The 15,330-nt window shown below is 71.3% G+C and carries 16 protein-coding genes and 1 tRNA gene; 10 read left to right on the top strand and 7 right to left on the bottom strand.

What is annotated here, in order from left to right; genetic code table 11:
• Positions 1-65 precede the first annotated feature (65 nt).
• From C5H89_RS10110 to C5H89_RS10100, 4 genes are all read left to right on the top strand, one after another.
• Positions 66-617, top strand: a complete 552-nt coding sequence (locus C5H89_RS10110) for a toxin-antitoxin system HicB family antitoxin (protein WP_104107107.1) — start codon at positions 66-68, stop codon at positions 615-617.
• 98 nt (positions 618-715) lie between these two features.
• Positions 716-1,552 carry a DUF4097 family beta strand repeat-containing protein gene (locus tag C5H89_RS10105; protein ID WP_104106918.1) on the top strand — a complete coding sequence of 279 codons (837 nt, stop codon included), beginning with the start codon at positions 716-718 and terminating at the stop codon, positions 1,550-1,552.
• Between the two features lie 51 nt (positions 1,553-1,603).
• Positions 1,604-1,759, top strand: coding sequence for a hypothetical protein (locus tag C5H89_RS18935; protein ID WP_162799319.1), 156 nt, complete (start codon positions 1,604-1,606; stop codon positions 1,757-1,759).
• Positions 1,760-1,787: 28 nt separating this feature from the next.
• Positions 1,788-2,126: a TraR/DksA C4-type zinc finger protein gene (locus C5H89_RS10100; protein WP_104106917.1), complete on the top strand. Its 339-nt coding sequence runs from the start codon at positions 1,788-1,790 to the stop codon at positions 2,124-2,126.
• Between the two features lie 27 nt (positions 2,127-2,153).
• Here C5H89_RS10100 and C5H89_RS10095 read toward each other — a convergent pair whose 3' ends face one another.
• The 6 genes from C5H89_RS10095 to dcd form a co-directional block, all read right to left on the bottom strand.
• A complete protein-coding gene (locus C5H89_RS10095; protein WP_104106916.1) occupies positions 2,154-3,125 on the bottom strand; it encodes a siderophore-interacting protein in 972 nt (323 codons plus the stop codon).
• A 10-nt stretch (positions 3,126-3,135) separates the two neighbouring features.
• A complete protein-coding gene (locus tag C5H89_RS10090) occupies positions 3,136-3,951 on the bottom strand; it encodes an ABC transporter ATP-binding protein (RefSeq protein ID WP_104106915.1) in 816 nt (271 codons plus the stop codon).
• Positions 3,948-5,003 (bottom strand): iron chelate uptake ABC transporter family permease subunit, encoded by a 1,056-nt coding sequence (locus C5H89_RS10085; RefSeq protein ID WP_104107106.1) that lies wholly within the window; start codon positions 5,001-5,003, stop codon positions 3,948-3,950. Before C5H89_RS10085 ends, C5H89_RS10090 begins: the two co-directional genes overlap by 4 nt.
• 5 nt (positions 5,004-5,008) lie before the next feature.
• Positions 5,009-6,031 carry an iron ABC transporter permease gene (locus C5H89_RS10080; RefSeq protein ID WP_104107105.1) on the bottom strand — a complete coding sequence of 341 codons (1,023 nt, stop codon included), beginning with the start codon at positions 6,029-6,031 and terminating at the stop codon, positions 5,009-5,011.
• Positions 6,032-6,036: 5 nt separating this feature from the next.
• Positions 6,037-7,071 (bottom strand): ABC transporter substrate-binding protein, encoded by a 1,035-nt coding sequence (locus C5H89_RS10075; RefSeq protein WP_104106914.1) that lies wholly within the window; start codon positions 7,069-7,071, stop codon positions 6,037-6,039.
• Between the two features lie 158 nt (positions 7,072-7,229).
• A complete protein-coding gene (gene dcd, locus C5H89_RS10070; RefSeq protein ID WP_104106913.1) occupies positions 7,230-7,805 on the bottom strand; it encodes a dCTP deaminase in 576 nt (191 codons plus the stop codon).
• A 51-nt stretch (positions 7,806-7,856) separates the two neighbouring features.
• Here dcd and C5H89_RS10065 point away from each other — a divergent pair, with 51 nt between their 5' ends.
• The 5 genes from C5H89_RS10065 to C5H89_RS10045 all read left to right on the top strand — a co-directional run bounded on the left by C5H89_RS10065 (position 7,857) and on the right by C5H89_RS10045 (position 12,710).
• A complete protein-coding gene (locus tag C5H89_RS10065) occupies positions 7,857-8,618 on the top strand; it encodes an SGNH/GDSL hydrolase family protein (RefSeq protein ID WP_104106912.1) in 762 nt (253 codons plus the stop codon).
• A gap of 38 nt (positions 8,619-8,656) precedes the next feature.
• Positions 8,657-8,732: transfer RNA gene (locus C5H89_RS10060), tRNA-Gly, on the top strand.
• Between the two features lie 202 nt (positions 8,733-8,934).
• Positions 8,935-10,101: a hypothetical protein gene (locus tag C5H89_RS10055; RefSeq protein ID WP_104106911.1), complete on the top strand. Its 1,167-nt coding sequence runs from the start codon at positions 8,935-8,937 to the stop codon at positions 10,099-10,101.
• The gene (locus C5H89_RS10050) at positions 10,101-11,177 is read left to right on the top strand and encodes a hypothetical protein (protein WP_104106910.1); all 1,077 of its coding nucleotides are present in this window, start codon (positions 10,101-10,103) and stop codon (positions 11,175-11,177) included. The genes C5H89_RS10055 and C5H89_RS10050 overlap by 1 nt, the downstream gene beginning before the upstream one ends.
• A gap of 891 nt (positions 11,178-12,068) precedes the next feature.
• Positions 12,069-12,710 carry a DUF2461 domain-containing protein gene (locus tag C5H89_RS10045; RefSeq protein ID WP_104106909.1) on the top strand — a complete coding sequence of 214 codons (642 nt, stop codon included), beginning with the start codon at positions 12,069-12,071 and terminating at the stop codon, positions 12,708-12,710.
• Positions 12,711-12,737: 27 nt separating this feature from the next.
• Here C5H89_RS10045 and C5H89_RS10040 read toward each other — a convergent pair whose 3' ends face one another.
• The gene (locus C5H89_RS10040) at positions 12,738-13,193 is read right to left on the bottom strand and encodes an Rrf2 family transcriptional regulator (RefSeq protein ID WP_104106908.1); all 456 of its coding nucleotides are present in this window, start codon (positions 13,191-13,193) and stop codon (positions 12,738-12,740) included.
• A gap of 297 nt (positions 13,194-13,490) precedes the next feature.
• Between C5H89_RS10040 and C5H89_RS10035 the strand changes: the two genes are divergently transcribed.
• The coding region (locus C5H89_RS10035; RefSeq protein WP_104106907.1) for an acyl-CoA dehydrogenase at positions 13,491-15,330 on the top strand (1,840 nt) is incomplete at its 3' end.

Below are 15,330 nucleotides of genomic sequence, written 5' to 3'. Positions count from 1 at the left end.
CACTGACATCACCACGACGCCACATCCATTGACTATGACGTCACTATGACGTCATAGTGGTGCGCATGGACATCACGCCGTACGTCGACCACCTGCGCCGGGACCTGACGGCCGCGGCACAGGCCGGCGGCGAGGAGCTCCAGGCCGCCGCAGAGCGGCTCGCCTACGCCCTCGACCCTGCCGCCCGACTAGCGCTGATGGAGGCGATCAGCCAGGCTGCCGCCGAGATCACCACCGAGATGCCCAACGGCAGTGTCGACGTCAGGCTCAACGGGCGCGAGCTGGACTTCGTCGTCGAGCAGGCCCCGCCGGCAGGAGTCGTGGCGGCCCCCACTCCTGCCCCGCTGCCGCCCGGCCCCGAGGACCCCGACGAGGGCCTGGCCCGGGTCACTCTCCGACTGCCGGAGTCGGTCAAGGCGAAGGCGGAGGAGCAGGCGGCACAGTCCGGGCACAGCCTCAACACCTGGCTGGTCAACGTGGTCCGCCACGCGACCAACGACAACGCCATCAACATCGACCTCGACCTGTCGAGCATCCCGTTCCTCGGGGGTGCCGACCCATTCGGTCGCCCGGGCCGCTCCGGCCGTGGCACCAAGCACATGACCGGCTGGATCTGACCAACTGCACTCCGGGGCCACTCAGCCCCCACCGACAGCACCCACCCCTCCGGAGCCGGCCACGCCGACGCCGCGGACGAGCACACCCTGGAGACGCCATGAACCACCGCTTCCACACCCCCAACCCCATCCAGCTCCGCGCTGAGGTCGGCCGCGGCACCCTCACGATCGACGCCACCGACGAGGCCCGCGCCCAGGGCGAGACCAGGGTGGACGTCGAGGGTCCCCACTCCGACCTGGTGGAGGTGACCCAGCACGGCGACCAGATCTCGGTGCTCGCCCCACGTCCGCGCTTCGGCTTCGAATCCGCCGACGAGCAGTCGCTCCACGTCACCGTGGTGCTGCCTACCGGGAGCGACGCGGTGCTGCGCACCGGCAGCGCCCGGACGAAGGTCACCGGCTCGCTCGCCACCCTCGCCGTGAAGAGCGGCTCCGGGGAGGTGGAGGTGGGCAGGCTCGCCGGACAGGCCCTGCTGGAGACAGGCTCCGGCCAGATCAGGATCGACGTGGTCGCGGGCGAGCTCCAAGCCAAGAGCGGCTCCGGCGACATCGTCCTCGGCCTGGTCTCTGCCCCGGCCACCCTCTCCACCGGATCCGGGGACGTCACGGTCCAGACCGTCGAGGCGGAGCTGGCCGTCAAGACGGGTTCCGGGGACCTCACCGTCACCGACGCGGCTGCCGACCTGAGCATGGCCACCGGGAGCGGCGACGTACGCCTGACGAAGGTGCAGCGAGGGCGGGTCGGCGTGCGCGGCGCCTCCGGCGACGTCCGCCTCGGCATCCCCGGCGGCACCCCGGTGTGGACCGACATCACCACCCTCTCCGGCGCCATCCGCTCCGACCTGCCGCCGACGGGCGAACCGGCCGACGGTCAGGACCACGTCGAGGTCCGCGCCAAGACCGTCTCCGGCGACGTCGTGCTCACCCAGCTCTGATCGAGCGCCCCCAGTTTTCCGACCGCACATCGGCCACCCTTGGAGGACACCATGTGGTTCGAGCTGTTCGACTCACCCACCGACCTCGAGCTGGTCGCTCGCAACAAGGCGCGCGCCCGCACCGAGCAGCGCCCCCGGCCCCCCGCCGTACGACGCCGCGCGCAGCTCGCCGGCCAGCTTCGCCGGTTCGCCGGGATCGACAACTGAGGGTCCGGGTCGAGCGACACTAGGCACCATGACCCCGACCCAGGCGACTGCGCTCCTCGCGGCCGAGCGCGACCGGACGCTACGCCGACTGGCCGACCTGACCGGCGACTTCGACTCCATCGTCGCGGCCTCGCTCGACACCAACGCCGACGACGAGCACGACCCGGAGGGCGCCACCATCGCCTTCGAGCGCTCCCAGGTGGACGCGCTGGTCGGGCAGGCGCGGCGCCAGCTGGACGAGATCCAGGCCGCCGAGGAGCGCCTGGCCGCCGGCACGTACGGCGTCTGCGAGGTGTGCGGCGCCCGGGTGCCGGACGCCCGGCTGGAGGCGCGCCCCACCGCGCGGACCTGCGTCAGCTGCGCCTGAGGACCCACCGCATCAGGACCCAACGCATCAGGACCGCATCGCGACGCCGCGACGCCAGTAGCCCATGAACGCCACCTGGCGGCGGTCGATCTCCAGCCCTCGCACCAGCGCCCGGCGCAGCCCGGTGACCATGCCGGACTCGCCGGCGATCCAGGCGTAGAGGCCGGCGTGCGGCAGGACCGGCGCCTCCCCCGCGCCGGCGATCTCCTCGATCGCCTCGCCGGAGGAGGAGTAGGTCGGCGTCTCCCACAGGTCGGGGTCGATCTCGTCGGGCTCGGCGGCCAGAAAGGCGGCGGACTGCCCCTCGGTCCCCAGGTGGGCCAGCACGGCGGCCTGCAGCTGCTCGCCGTGCGGCGCCTGGTCCCGCGCGATCCACACCAGCTCGATGCCGCTGGGGGCGATGATGTCCTCGAGGAAGTCCGCCGCCACGGGCACTTCCAGGAACGCCGCCCCGCGGGCCCCGGCCGGCAGGTCGCGCAGGATGCCCGCGATGGCGGGGACGGCGGTCTCGTCGCCGACCAGCAGGAGCTCGGTGGCCTCGCCCGGCACGAATTCCACGCCGCCGAACGCCTGACCGGCACGCGGTGCGAGGGTCACCAGACGGTCACCGGGCTTGGCCTGGGCGGCCCAGTCGGCCCCGGGACCGTGCTCCCCGGCACCGAGGTGGAGCACGATGTCGACCACGATCCGGGTCTCCGGGCCGCTGCCGCGGACCTCCCGCACCGTGTAGGTGCGCATGTGGCCGCGCTTCTCGGCGGGGATGTCCAGCCACGAGGCGAACCAGGACTCCGTCGCTCCGGAGAAGTCCGGGAGCTCGCCTGAGTCGCCCGGGAAGACCAGCTTGAAGCGCTGGTCGAGCAGGGGGCCGCCGGTGCCGAAGTCGGCCAGGCAGGCGCCCCCCAGCTCGACGCGCACGAACGACGGGGAGAGGCGGTGCACGTCGACCACCTCGACGACGTCGAGGATCAGCGGCAGGGCTTGGGGGCTGGTCACGGTCATGGCGGTCCGTTCAGTGGTGGTGGCGGCCCAGGGGGACCACCAAGGGGGTGTGGGAGACCGGGTCGTCGATGACCCGGCAGCGGAGCCCGAAGACGTCGTGGACGACCGTCTCGGTCACGACCGTGGCGGGGCTCCCCTCGGCCACGACGTGTCCTTCATGCATGGCGAGCAGGTGCTGGGCATAGCGGGCGGCGAGGTTGAGGTCGTGCAGGACCATCACGATGGTGGTGCCGCGGGACTGGTTGAGGTCGGCGAGCAGGTCGAGCATCTCGACCTGGTGCGCCACGTCGAGGTAGGTCGTCGGCTCGTCGAGGAGCAGCAGGTCGGTCCCCTGTGCCAGCGCCATCGCGATCCACACCCGCTGGCGCTGGCCGCCGGAGAGCTCGTCGACCAGGCGGTCGGCCACCGACTCGGTGCTGGTCAGGGCCAGCGCCTCGGCGACCGCCGCGTCGTCGGCGGTCGACCAGCGGCGCAGGGCACCGCGGTGCGGGTTGCGCCCTCGCGAGACCAGGTCGACGACGGTGACGCCCTCGGGCGCGACCGGGTTCTGCGGCAACAGGCCGAGGTTGCGGGCCACGTCCTTGGTGGAGCGGCGGTGGATCGCCTCGCCGTCCAGCAGCACCGTGCCGGCCGAGGGCCGCAGCAGCCGTGCCATGCCACGCAGCAGCGTCGACTTGCCGCAGCCGTTGGCACCCACGATGACCGTGACGGCGTGGTCCGGGATCTGCACGGTCAAGGAGTCCACGACCACGCGGTCGCCGTACCCCAGGGAGACCTGGCGGGTGGCCAGACGGGTCGACGGGGCGGTCAGCGGGGTGGCGCTCATGCGCCTCTCCTTCCGGTGCGGCCGCTGGCGATCAGCCAGAGCAGGAACGGGGCGCCGCAGGCGCCGGTGACGACGCCGACGGGGAAGTTCACGTCGGCGATCAGGTAGTCCGCCACGTAGTCGCCGCCGACCACCAGCACCGCCCCCACCAGGGCAGCGCCGGTCAGGCAGGTGCGCCCGGCGTTGAGCACCCGGGCGATGGGCCCGGCGAGGAAGGCCACGAACGCGACCGGTCCCGAGGCGGCCACGGCGAGGGCGACCAGCACCACGGCACCCAGCAGCAGCGCCTCGGAGCGCCAGCGGTCCACCCCCAGCGCGGTCGCGGTGTCGGGCCCCAGCTCGGTGACGGGCAGGCTGCGCGCCAGCCACGCCACCACCGGTACGACGACCACGAGGGCCGCGGCGAGCAACCGGATGGTCGGCCAGTCGGCGGAGCTGACGCTGCCGGTGAGCCAGCGCAGGGCGACGTGGGCGTCGTACACGTCGGCGCGGGTGAACAGGTAGTGGATGACGGACAGGAGCGCGGCGGCCAGGCCGACGCCGATGAGCACCAACCGGTTGCCGCCGATGTCGCCGGCGACCAGGCGGATCACCAGCGCGACGCTGATGGCTCCCGCCACGGCGAACCCCGAGACCGCCAGGCCCGCCAGGTCCAGCTCGATGATCGCGACCAGGGCCGCGGCGCTCGCGCCGACGCTGATGCCGAGGATGTCCGGGCTGGCCAGCGGGTTGCGCAGGGTCGCCTGGAAGATGGCGCCGCCGAGTCCGAACGCGGCGCCCACCATCGCCCCGAGCAGCGCCCGGGGCAGCTTGGACTCCATCACGATGAAGCTGGCGCCGGGGATGTCCTCCCCGCCCAGGATGCGCAGGAAGTCGGGGATGGTCACGGTGTAGTCGCCGAGCAGCACCCGGGCCCCGAGGGCCAGCAGCAGGGCGACGGCGAGCCCGCCCACCACCAGCCGGGTACGGCGGCGGGTGCCGCGCCGCACCCGTCGTACCAGCGCGGGGTCCCCGGTCGGGCGGACCGTCCCGGCCCTCGGGCGCGCCAGCATGGCGGTCACAGGCCACTCACCCGGCCGCGGCGGATCAGGTGGAAGAAGAAGGGCAGTCCCACCACGGCGGTCATGATCCCGACCTGCACCTCGGTGGGCGGCAGGACCACCCGTCCCAGGGTGTCGGCGGCGGTGACCAGCAGCGCGCCGCCCACGGCCGACCACGGCAGCAGCCGGGTGTGGTGCGATCCGACCAGGGCGCGCACGGCGTGCGGGACCACGAGACCGACGAAGGCGATGGGTCCGGCCAGCGCGGTGGCGGCGCCGGCGAGCAGCACGATGGCCAGGCCGACCACCGCGCGGTCCAGCCAGACCCGGCGGCCCAGGCCGCGCGCCAGGTCGTCACCCAGCGCGAGCAGGTCCAGCACCCGGGCGCCGTACGCCGCCAGCAGCACGCCGAGGACCAGGAACGGGGCGCCGGCGGCCAGCACGTCCCAGCCGCGGCCGCCGACGGTGCCGACCTGCCAGAAGCGGAAGACCTCCATGGTGCGACGGTCCGAGAGCAGGATGCCCGAGGTCCAGCTGGTGAGGGCGGCGGTCAGGGCGGCACCGGCGATCGCCAGCTTGACCGGGGTGGCGCCGTCGCGGCCCAGCCCGGCCAGCGCGTGCACCAGCACTGCGGCCAGCGCGGCCCCCAGCAGCGCGAAGAAGAGGCGTCCGGTGAGCGTGGAGACGCCCACGAACGAGATGGCCACCACCATGGCGAACGAGGCGCCGGCGGTGACGCCGAGGATCCCCGGGTCGGCCAGCGGATTGCGGGTCAGTCCCTGCATGCAGGCACCGGCCAGGGCCAGCGCGGCGCCGACGGCCAGCGCCAGGGCGGTGCGCGGGAAGCGCGCGAGGGCGATGGGGTGCTGCGGGTGGGAGCTGTCGAAGAGGGCGGCCGGGCTGATGGTGCGGGAGCCGACCAGCAGGGAGGCGGTCACCACCGCCGCGGCGAGCAGCAGGACGAGCGCCAGCGCACGCCAGTGCCGCCGAGCCGGATCGGGCGTGGTGCCCCGGTCCGGCTCGGCGGCGACGGCGAGCATGGTCGTCACGAGCCCTGGACGGCCTCGGCGACGAGCGGCACGAACTTCTCCATGGCGTACGGGATGGAGAGGGGCGAGGGTGCGGAGAGACCCAGCGCGTCGGTCTGGTCGGTCGAGGCCAGCACGTGGCCGGACTTGAGGCCGGGGATCTGGCCCAGCAGCGGGTCCTTGGTGAAGGTGGCCAGGTCCTGGTCCGACTCGGCGTAGGTGATGAAGACGTCGGACTCCAGGTCGGCGGCGCGCTCGGCGGACAGGGTGCCGTAGAAGGCGCCCTTCTCGCTGATCTTCTCGATCACCGGGGCGTTGACCATGCCGAGGTCGGTGAGCAGCCGGGGACGGTTGTCCTCGGGGGTGTAGTAGTCGATCTTCGACATGTCCGTGGTGGTGAGCGAGGCGAAGACGAACGACTTGCCGACCACCTCGGGGTGGGCCTCGGCGGCCTCGGCGATCGAGGCCTCGGTGTCGGCGCGCACCTCGTCGGCCAGCGCGGTGCGGCCCAGGGCGGCGCCGACCATCTCCAGGGAGTCCTGCCAGCTGGTGGCCCAGGGGGCGTCGGGGTAGGCGACCACGTCGGCGACCTTGGAGAGCTTCTTGTACTCCGCCTCGGTGATGCCGGAGCCGGTGGCCAGGATCAGGTCGGGCTCGAGCCCGGCGATCTCGTCGACGGGGGCGCCGTCGACGTCGGAGAGGCGGGCCGGCTGCTCGCCGTCCAGCTCGGCGAGCGCGTCGTCGAACCAGGGGGTCGAGCCCTGGTCGTTGCCGCCCCAGGAGATCTCGGTCGCGCCCACCGGCACGACACCGAGGGAGAGCACGACGTCGTGGTCGGACCAGCCCATAGTCACCACGCGGGTGGGCTCGGCCTCGATCTCGGTCTCCCCGAACGCGTGCTCGACGGTGACCGGGAAGGCGTCGGCGTCCACCGACGTCGACGGCTCGACGGGGGCAGCCTCGTCCTCGGCGTTGTCGGTGGAGCCGGTGGAGCAGGCGGAGAGCAGCAGCGTGAGACCGGCCGCGGCGGCCGTGATCGTGGTGCGACGCATGGAGATCCTCAGTGTTAGGGAAGCCTTACTTAACGAAGGCTAGCCTCCATCCCCAACGCTCCGCTACCCGGTCTTGCGGGATGAGTAGCCGAACTCGTCCCCCGGGCGTCTGGCTGACCCGTGCGGCTGCACCGGTGGGTACGCCGCGGCGGCGCCCGTCAGATCTGGGTGCGGTGGAAGTTCGCGTAGGACTTCGACGGGGTCGGGCCGCGCTGGCCCTGGTAGCGCGAGCCGTACTTGGCGGAGCCGTAGGGGTGCTCCGCGGGCGAGGAGAGCCGGAAGAAGCAGAGCTGGCCGATCTTCATCCCCGGGTAGAGCTTGATCGGCAGGGTCGCGACGTTGGCGAGCTCGAGGGTGACGTGCCCGGAGAACCCCGGGTCCACGAAGCCGGCCGTGGCGTGGGTGAGCAGTCCGAGGCGGCCCAGGGAGGACTTGCCCTCCACCCGGGCGGCGATGTCGTCGGGCAGCGAGCAGACCTCGTACGTCGAGCCCAGCACGAACTCGCCCGGGTGCAGGATGAAGGCCTCGTCACCCTCCGGCTCCACCACGCGCGTCAGGTCGGACTGGTCCGCGGCCGGGTCGATGTGCGGGTAGCGGTGGTTCTCGAAGACGCGGAAGTAGCGGTCCAGCCGGATGTCCACGCTGGAGGGCTGGAGCATCGACGGCTCCCAGGGGTCGAGAGCGATCCGTCCGGAGTCGATCTCGGCGGCGATGTCACGGTCGGAGAGCAGCACGCAGGCACCCTACCTTCGACGGGACTTGAGGGGGCCGGGAGAATCTGCCCCATGAGCTTTCACCGCTACGTGGCCCTGGGCGACTCCTTCACCGAGGGAGTCGGCGACCCCGATCCGGCCCGGCCCAACGGACTGCGCGGCTGGGCCGACCGCGTCGCGGAGCACCTGGCCCGCGAGACCGACGACTTCGGCTACGCCAACCTCGCGATCCGCGGGCGCAAGCTCCCGGCCATCATCGCCGAGCAGGTCGAGCCGGCCATCGCCCTGAAGCCGGACCTGGTGACGATCCACGGCGGAGGCAACGACGTGCTGCGCCCCCGGGTGGACCTGGACGGCCTGGCCACGGCGTACGACGAGGCGATCGGGCGCCTCACCGCGACGGGCGCCAAGGTCGTGATGTTCACCATCGTGGACCCCGGCTCCTCCGGCATCTACGCCGCCGTGCGAGGCCGGATGGCGATCTTCAACGAGTGGGTGCGCGAGATCGCGGAGAAGCACGACGCCACCATCGTCGACATGTGGCGGATGCGCACCCCGGACCTGCCCAGCCACATGGATCCCGACCGGATGCACCTCAACTCCGCGGGGCACCAGTACATGGCGATCCAGGTGCTGGACACCCTCGGCGTCCCGCACCCCTTGGAGCGGCTCCCGGTGGAGCCACTGGCCGAGCTGCGCCGCCGCGAGCAGCTGCGGGAGAACGTCCGCTGGACGCGGGAGTTCCTCGGGCCGTGGGTGCACCGGCGGGTCACCGGCCGGTCCTCGGGCGACGGCCTGACGCCCAAGCACCCCACCTTGGAGCGGATCGGGTAGCATCCACCGTCGTCGGCCGGAGAGATCCGGGACGGCATGCGGACGTAGCTCAGTTGGTAGAGCGCGACCTTCCCAAGGTCGATGTCGCGAGTTCGAGTCTCGTCGTCCGCTCCACGCACTTCCATCCCGGCCCTCCTGTGGGCACACCTCGACCCTTCTGCCGGCCCTCCTCTCGGCCAGCCCGGCCTGCTGCGGTCCCCCAACTGCGCACAGGCACACCTGCCTCCCTGTGGCCCTTGCGACTGAAGTGACAGTCGGGAACAGTGGGGCGACATCGACCCGTTCACGGTCGACTCCCCCACCCGAAGGCGCTCTCGTGGCTCGCTCCCCCATTCACTCCCGACGCTGGCAGCTGGCGCTCTGCGCCCTGGCCCTACTGCTCGCGGTCGCACCGTTCGTACCGCGCGACGCCGAGCCCTCCCCCGCCGCTGCCGCTCCCGCGGCGGCAGCGGCGCACACGAGCGCCGAGGTGGACTGGCGCACCCACGGTCGAATCACGCCTGCGATGCGGGCCGAGATCGACCGTGTCGTCGAGACCGGCGCTCTCACCGGCCGCCGGGCAGTGGCGGAGGCCGCCCGCTGCGCCGTGTTCGCCAGGGAGCGCTACTGCCTGGGCCTGGGCTGGACGACGGCGTCGGAGGCCGAGGTGGGCGTCCGGCTCGCGGAGGCCGGCCAGGACGCGGGTCAGCACGGGCGCCGGGCCGCAGGAGACAAGGTCGAGCGGACCGGCGACCTGGACGCCGCGGGGCTGCTGGAGCGCCGGCGCCGGATGACACCGACGGAGCGCGCCGCAGCCGACCGCCAGGAGCTGGAGGCGGCGGCCCGGGCCGTGGACAAGGTGCGGCTGCTGCGCGCCGAGGTCCAGGGCCGCCCGCTGCCAGACGGGACGCTGGGGCGCCCGAAGAAGGCCCGCGAGCACGCCAGACGTGCCTCGATCCTGACGAGTCGGCGGAGCCGGGAGCAGAACCAGACCTACTGGTGCGGACCGGCCACGGCCCAGTCCATCGTCTGGGGGTGGCGCAAGCGGCGCCAAGACCAGCGCGTGTGGGCCGAGCGCCTAGGCACCACCCGCGCCGGCACCGCGATCACCGACCTGGTGCGGGTGGTCAACAACAACACCGGTTACGACCGCAAGGCCTACGCCGACGACTACGTCGTGCTTGATATCGACGACTTCACGTTCCGTCAGTGGTTCCGGCTGATGATGCGCCACATCGAGGACTACCGCGCGCCGGTGGTGCTGCACCCGGTGCTGGAGAAGCGCTTCTACCCCTACCTCGACGACGACGCCTCGGGCCACTTCCAGGTGGGCCGCGGCTTCAAGCGCACCGGTGACGGCGACCCCCAGCTGGGCTACTTCGAGCCGTGGAACCAGCAGCGCTTCGACCCCTCGGAGCCCTTCATCGACCGCAACCAGTGGCACTCGGCTTACCAGCAGTACCGCGCCAACCAGGCCCACTTCCAGCACAACCTCGGCGTCTGATGCTCCCCCGGTACGCCGTCCAGGGCGCTGCGCTCGGACTGGTCCTGACCCTCTCGGCCTGCACCCAGGACTCCCCCGGCGACACCCGGACAGGCGAGTCCACCCAGGCCTCCCCCAAGTCGCAGACCACCTCGGGCCCGGCGACACCGCTGGACTGGCGCCCGACCGGCGAGGCGCCGACGTCCACCGTGGTGGTGAGCAGCGGGTGGCAAGCCGTGGTGTCCCCCGACGGACGCCGGGCGACGCTGCGCCGCACGGCAGCCGGAGCGGCTCCCCAGGAGATCGTGGTCCGCGCACCCCGCGACCGCCTCATCTCCCAGGTGCTGCTGGACGACGCCCGGGCCGTCGTGGTCTCCCCGCCACCGGCGGAGACCGGCCCGACCGCAGGGACCGTCGTCGACCTGGCCAGCGGGGACCGGACCGAGGTGCGGAGCCCGGTCCCGGCCGCCGGCGGCGCTTGGGCGATGGAGGGCGACGAGCTCCGCTACCCGGCCACCGGCCCACGTGGCGCCTATTGCCTGGCCCTGCGCGACCTGCCTTCCGGCCGGGCGCGGCTCGACCACTGCGCAGGCACCGGCGAGGGCTTCTCGCAGGTCACGATCTCCGCGGCCGGTACCGCCATGCTCACCTTCGACGACCGTCGCCCCACCTCCTGCCGCACCCCGGGGCTCCTGGTCGACGGCCGGGTCGTCCCCGTCGAGGAGGCGACCCCGTGCCGGGGCTGGGAGGTGGCGGCGACCGGGTCCGGGGCGGTGTGGTCGGAGGTGCGCGACGAGCGCCAGGTGAGCCGGGGACACGTCCTGGCCCTGGACGAGGGCACCGTGACCGAGCTGGGAGTCGCGGCGACCGGCACCCTGACCCCGTGCGGCAGCGCGGTCTACTTCGCCGCCGCCCCGGCCCGTGGCGAGCCGACGCAGGTGCTGACGTGGCGGCCCGGCGGCGAGGTGGCGGTGGCGTACCGCTCGACCGGCACCGGACGCGGCTTCGTCTCTGCACTCCAGTGCGCGGGCGACGTCCTCAACCTGACCGTGCTGAGCGAGGACGGCGACGAGCAGCTCTGGGCACCGGTGGGGTGACAGGCTGCAGGTAGATACCTCGTGCAGGTCCGCAATCGGTCGAAAGAGTATGTCTTGAACAATTCGCAACTTCAGATTGATGGACCCGCCGCGGAGCAACACACGATCTACCTATCGCTGATTACATCAGCCGCGATACGCTCGAATTCTTCGACACGTGGCCGCAATTAGGAGTGCTGCAATGCGACTTGTTGCCACGATCACGGGCAGCCAACGTCCAATGCTGAGGCGTCTAGGCCGGGGTGTTTCCTTAGCAGCTGCGACGCTCATACTGGGAGTAGCAGGCTGTGGACAGTCCGACGCCCCTTCCTCTGCGTCTGATCCTGGAGTAGACCCTACGAACGAATGCCCACCGGTACCGGTTTGGGATCGCTACGTAGGTCCGGATCGCGAGTTCGAGAAGGCCGCGAACCCTGAGAACGCTGTATTGGAGTTTGCTGACGAGATTGGCACGGCCCTCGCGATCACCGCCACTGAGCCTGGAAACTCAGACGACCAGGTACTCGTTTCCGTGACGAAGGGGGCAAGCGCGGAAACCGGTTCCTACTTGGTCGTACGTGAAGCCAGCGGGTGGTCGGTAGACAGCGGAACTGGTTGCGGCGCACCAGGCCCGGTCGAGGCTTCCTGTCCGTCACCCTCGGAGTCACCGGACGCCGACTACCAGGTGTACCAGGGGGCATGCATGAGTCCTATGGAGCCTGATCCCTAGGAGGTGTCTGGTCGAGGCGACGTCTCCCGCTGTTGGACCAGGTTGCGTGGCGTGATCTGCCCGAGGGCGGGACCCCGAAGACCTTGCTCGTCCCGATCTGCCATGCCAAGCAATTCTTACGGGCCTCCTCCGACAGTCGCCCGGCTTGTGAGCGTCACACGATGGTCGGTTAGCGTCGTTGCGTGAGCTTCACCGGATTCCCCGTCGCTGCCCTCGACTTCTACGACGACCTCGAGGTCGACAACACCCGCTCCTTCTGGGAGGCCCACAAGCAGGTGTACGCCGAGGCGGTGCGTGGCCCGATGGATGCGCTGATGGCGGCCCTGGAGCCGGAGTTCGGGGCGGCGAAGGTGTTCCGGCCCTACCGCGACGTGCGGTTCAGCAAGGACAAGACGCCGTACAAGACGCATCAGGGCGCGTTCGTCGCCGCCGGCCCGGCGACCGGGTGGTACTTCGAGCTCTCACCACGGGGCACCCGGGCGGGCGCGGGCTTCTACGACGCCAGCGGCCCACGGCTAGCCGCGATCCGCGACGCGATGGCGGACGACGAGACCGGCCCGGCGCTGGAGCGACTGCTGAAGAAGTACGAGAAGAGCGGCTGGGAGGTCGGCGGGGAGCGCCTCAAGACCTCACCGCGCGGCTACGACGCCGACCATCCCCGGATCGAGCTGCTCCGGCACAAGCAGATCATCGTGGGCCGGGACTACGGGTTCGAGGCCGACGCCATCGGCCCCGACCTGGTCGAGCGGGTCCGCACCGACTGGCGGACCCTGCGCCCGCTGGTGGAGTGGGTCGCGAAGCACGCGGCCGCGCCCCAACGCTGAGGCACCGAGCCGGGAGGTCCAGCACGCTCAGTGCGGCTGCCAGGCGTCTTCGTCGGAGGTGCGCGAGGTGACCTCTTCGGGCAGCGCGCCTGTCGCGAGCGCCGCGATCGAGACGTGCTCGAAGACGTCGCGCAGCGAGTGCCGGGCGGCGATCCACACGTGCTGGAGCACCGCGGCCTTCTCGTTGTAGGAGACGGACTCGGGACGGAGCCCGTAGACCGAGACCAGCGGCCCGTCGACGGCGCGGATCACGTCGGCCACCGAGACCTCCTCGGCGGCGCGCGCCATCCGCCAGCCACCGGACTGTCCCCGCTGGGAGACCACGACCCCCGCCCGACGCAGGTCGGCCAGGATCGCCTGGAGGAACCCGTGCGGGATCTCCTGGCGGCGACCCAGCTCCTCGGCGCTGACCGGGCCGTCGTTGCTCCGTGCCAGCTCGATCAGCGCTCGCAGGGCGTAATCGGACTTGGCAGAGACTCGCATGGGCCCAGTTTGTCAGACGAGTCGACCGAACTAGTGCACTTGGGTCTTCGCCGCAGCGACTTCGCTGGAAAAGGTAGGATTGCGCCTCGTTGCATAGATCACTGACACGTCTGCTTGCGCGACAGGCGGGCGGCAAGGCACCATTACGGTTACTGGCGGGTAGCACGCGCGTGCTACGCGCCAGTCACGTGCGTAGGCCGACAGGTCCTGGCCCGTCTACCCGCACCGACACGATCCAAAACGCAAGGACTGGTCTTCCGTCCGGAACCGGTCACTCCGAAACAGACAGGTGGGTCCGTGAGCCACTACAAGAGCAACCTGCGCGACATCGAGTTCAACCTCTTCGAGGTCTTCGGTCGCGACGAGGTCCTGGGCCAGGGTCCGTTCGCCGAGGTGGACGCCGACACTGCCCGCGAGGTGCTGGCCGAGGTCGACCGCCTCGCTCGCGAGGAGATTGCCGCGTCCTACGAGGACAGCGACCGCAACCCGCCGGTCTTCGACCCCAAGACCCACACCGCCCCTGTGCCGGAGTCGTTCAAGAAGAGCTACCGGGCCTGGATCGACGCCGAGTTCTGGCGTCTCCAGATCCGTGAGGAGCTCGGCGGCACCCCCGCCCCCTCCAGCCTCAACTGGGCGATGTGCGAGATGGTGCTCGGCTCCAACGCCCCGGTCCACATGTACGCCGCCGGCGCCCCGTTCGCGGGCGTCGTCTACGCCAACGGCAACGAGCGCGACAAGCGCGTCGCCCAGATCATGGTCGAGCGCGAGTGGGGCTGCACCATGGTGCTCACCGAGCCCGACGCCGGCTCCGACGTGGGCGCGGGCCGCTCCAAGGCCACCCCCAACGAGGACGGCTCCTGGAACATCACCGGGGTCAAGCGCTTCATCACCTCGGCCGAGTCCGACCTCAACGAGAACATCATGCACCTGGTGCTCGCTCGCCCCGAGGGCGTCGAGGGCGTCGGCGGCCCGGGCACCAAGGGCCTCTCGCTCTTCTGGATGCCCAAGCACCACTTCGACCACGAGACCGGCGAGCTGACCGGCGAGCGCAACGGCGTCTACGTCACCAACGTCGAGCACAAGATGGGCATCAAGGTCTCCAACACCTGCGAGGTCACCTTCGGCGACCCGCAGGTCGGTGGCGGCGAGCCCGCGAAGGGCTGGCTGCTCGGCGAGGTGCACAACGGCATCGCGCAGATGTTCGACGTCATCGAGAACGCCCGGATGATGGTGGGCACCAAGGCCATCGCGACCCTGTCCACCGGCTACCTCAACGCGCTGGAGTACGCCAAGGAGCGCGTGCAGGGCGCCGACCTCACCCAGTCGGCCGACAAGACCGCCCCCCGCGTCACGATCACCCACCACCCCGACGTGCGTCGCTCGCTGATGGTGCAGAAGTCGTTCGCCGAGGCCATGCGCGCCCTGGTGATCTACACCGCCACCTGGCAGGACCAGATCATGATCGCCGAGCACAACGGCGAGCACGACAAGCTCGCCGCGGCGGTCAACGACCTGCTGCTCCCGATCGTCAAGGGCTACGGCTCCGAGCGCTCGTGGGTGCTGCTGGGCACCGAGTCGCTGCAGATCTTCGGCGGCTCCGGCTTCCTGCAGGAGTACCCCGTCGAGCAGTACGTCCGCGACGCCAAGATCGACACCCTCTACGAGGGCACCACGGCGATCCAGGGCCAGGACTTCTTCTTCCGCAAGATCGTCAAGGACCAGGGCCGCGCCCTGGGCCACCTGGCCGGCGAGATCGAGAGCTTCGTCAAGTCCGAGGCGGGCAACGGTCGCCTGAAGAACGAGCGCGCCCTGCTGGCCACCGCGCTCGAGGACGCCAACGCCATCGTCGGTCACATGATCAACGACCTGATGTCGGCCGACGCCTCCGCCGAGGGCGGCGACCTGCGCAACATCTACAAGGTGGGCCTCAACACCACCCGCCTGCTGATGGTGCTGGGCGACGTCGTCTGCGCCTGGCTGCTGCTGCGCCAGGCCGAGGTGGCGCTGGCCAAGCTGAGCGGCGACGTCAAGCCGTCGGACAAGGCGTTCTACGAGGGCAAGGTCGCGGCGGCGCAGTTCTTCGTCACCACCAACCTCCCCCGGCTCACCGCCGAGCGCGCCATCGCCGAGAGCATCG

Origin of the sequence: Nocardioides sp. 616 (assembly GCF_002930065.1) — a bacterium.
Classification (GTDB): domain Bacteria; phylum Actinomycetota; class Actinomycetes; order Propionibacteriales; family Nocardioidaceae; genus Nocardioides; species Nocardioides houyundeii.
The sequence above is the reverse complement of the archived record's forward strand: the minus strand, read 5'-3'. Positions and strand labels throughout refer to the sequence as shown.

Excerpts from the sequence above, each read along its gene's own strand:
- C5H89_RS10100 (WP_104106917.1), top strand. The coding sequence starts at position 1,788 with ATGACCCCGACCCAGGCGACTGCGCTCCTCGCGGCCGAGCGCGACCGG.
- C5H89_RS10080 (WP_104107105.1), bottom strand. The coding sequence starts at position 6,031 with ATGCTCGCCGTCGCCGCCGAGCCGGACCGGGGCACCACGCCCGATCCG.
- C5H89_RS10095 (WP_104106916.1), bottom strand. The coding sequence starts at position 3,125 with ATGACCGTGACCAGCCCCCAAGCCCTGCCGCTGATCCTCGACGTCGTC.
- C5H89_RS18935 (WP_162799319.1), top strand. The coding sequence starts at position 1,604 with ATGTGGTTCGAGCTGTTCGACTCACCCACCGACCTCGAGCTGGTCGCT.
- C5H89_RS10050 (WP_104106910.1), top strand. The coding sequence starts at position 10,101 with ATGCTCCCCCGGTACGCCGTCCAGGGCGCTGCGCTCGGACTGGTCCTG.
- C5H89_RS10085 (WP_104107106.1), bottom strand. The coding sequence starts at position 5,003 with ATGCTGGCGCGCCCGAGGGCCGGGACGGTCCGCCCGACCGGGGACCCC.
- C5H89_RS10075 (WP_104106914.1), bottom strand. The coding sequence starts at position 7,071 with ATGCGTCGCACCACGATCACGGCCGCCGCGGCCGGTCTCACGCTGCTG.
- C5H89_RS10090 (WP_104106915.1), bottom strand. The coding sequence starts at position 3,951 with ATGAGCGCCACCCCGCTGACCGCCCCGTCGACCCGTCTGGCCACCCGC.
- C5H89_RS10110 (WP_104107107.1), top strand. The coding sequence starts at position 66 with ATGGACATCACGCCGTACGTCGACCACCTGCGCCGGGACCTGACGGCC.
- C5H89_RS10065 (WP_104106912.1), top strand. The coding sequence starts at position 7,857 with ATGAGCTTTCACCGCTACGTGGCCCTGGGCGACTCCTTCACCGAGGGA.
- C5H89_RS10040 (WP_104106908.1), bottom strand. The coding sequence starts at position 13,193 with ATGCGAGTCTCTGCCAAGTCCGATTACGCCCTGCGAGCGCTGATCGAG.
- C5H89_RS10105 (WP_104106918.1), top strand. The coding sequence starts at position 716 with ATGAACCACCGCTTCCACACCCCCAACCCCATCCAGCTCCGCGCTGAG.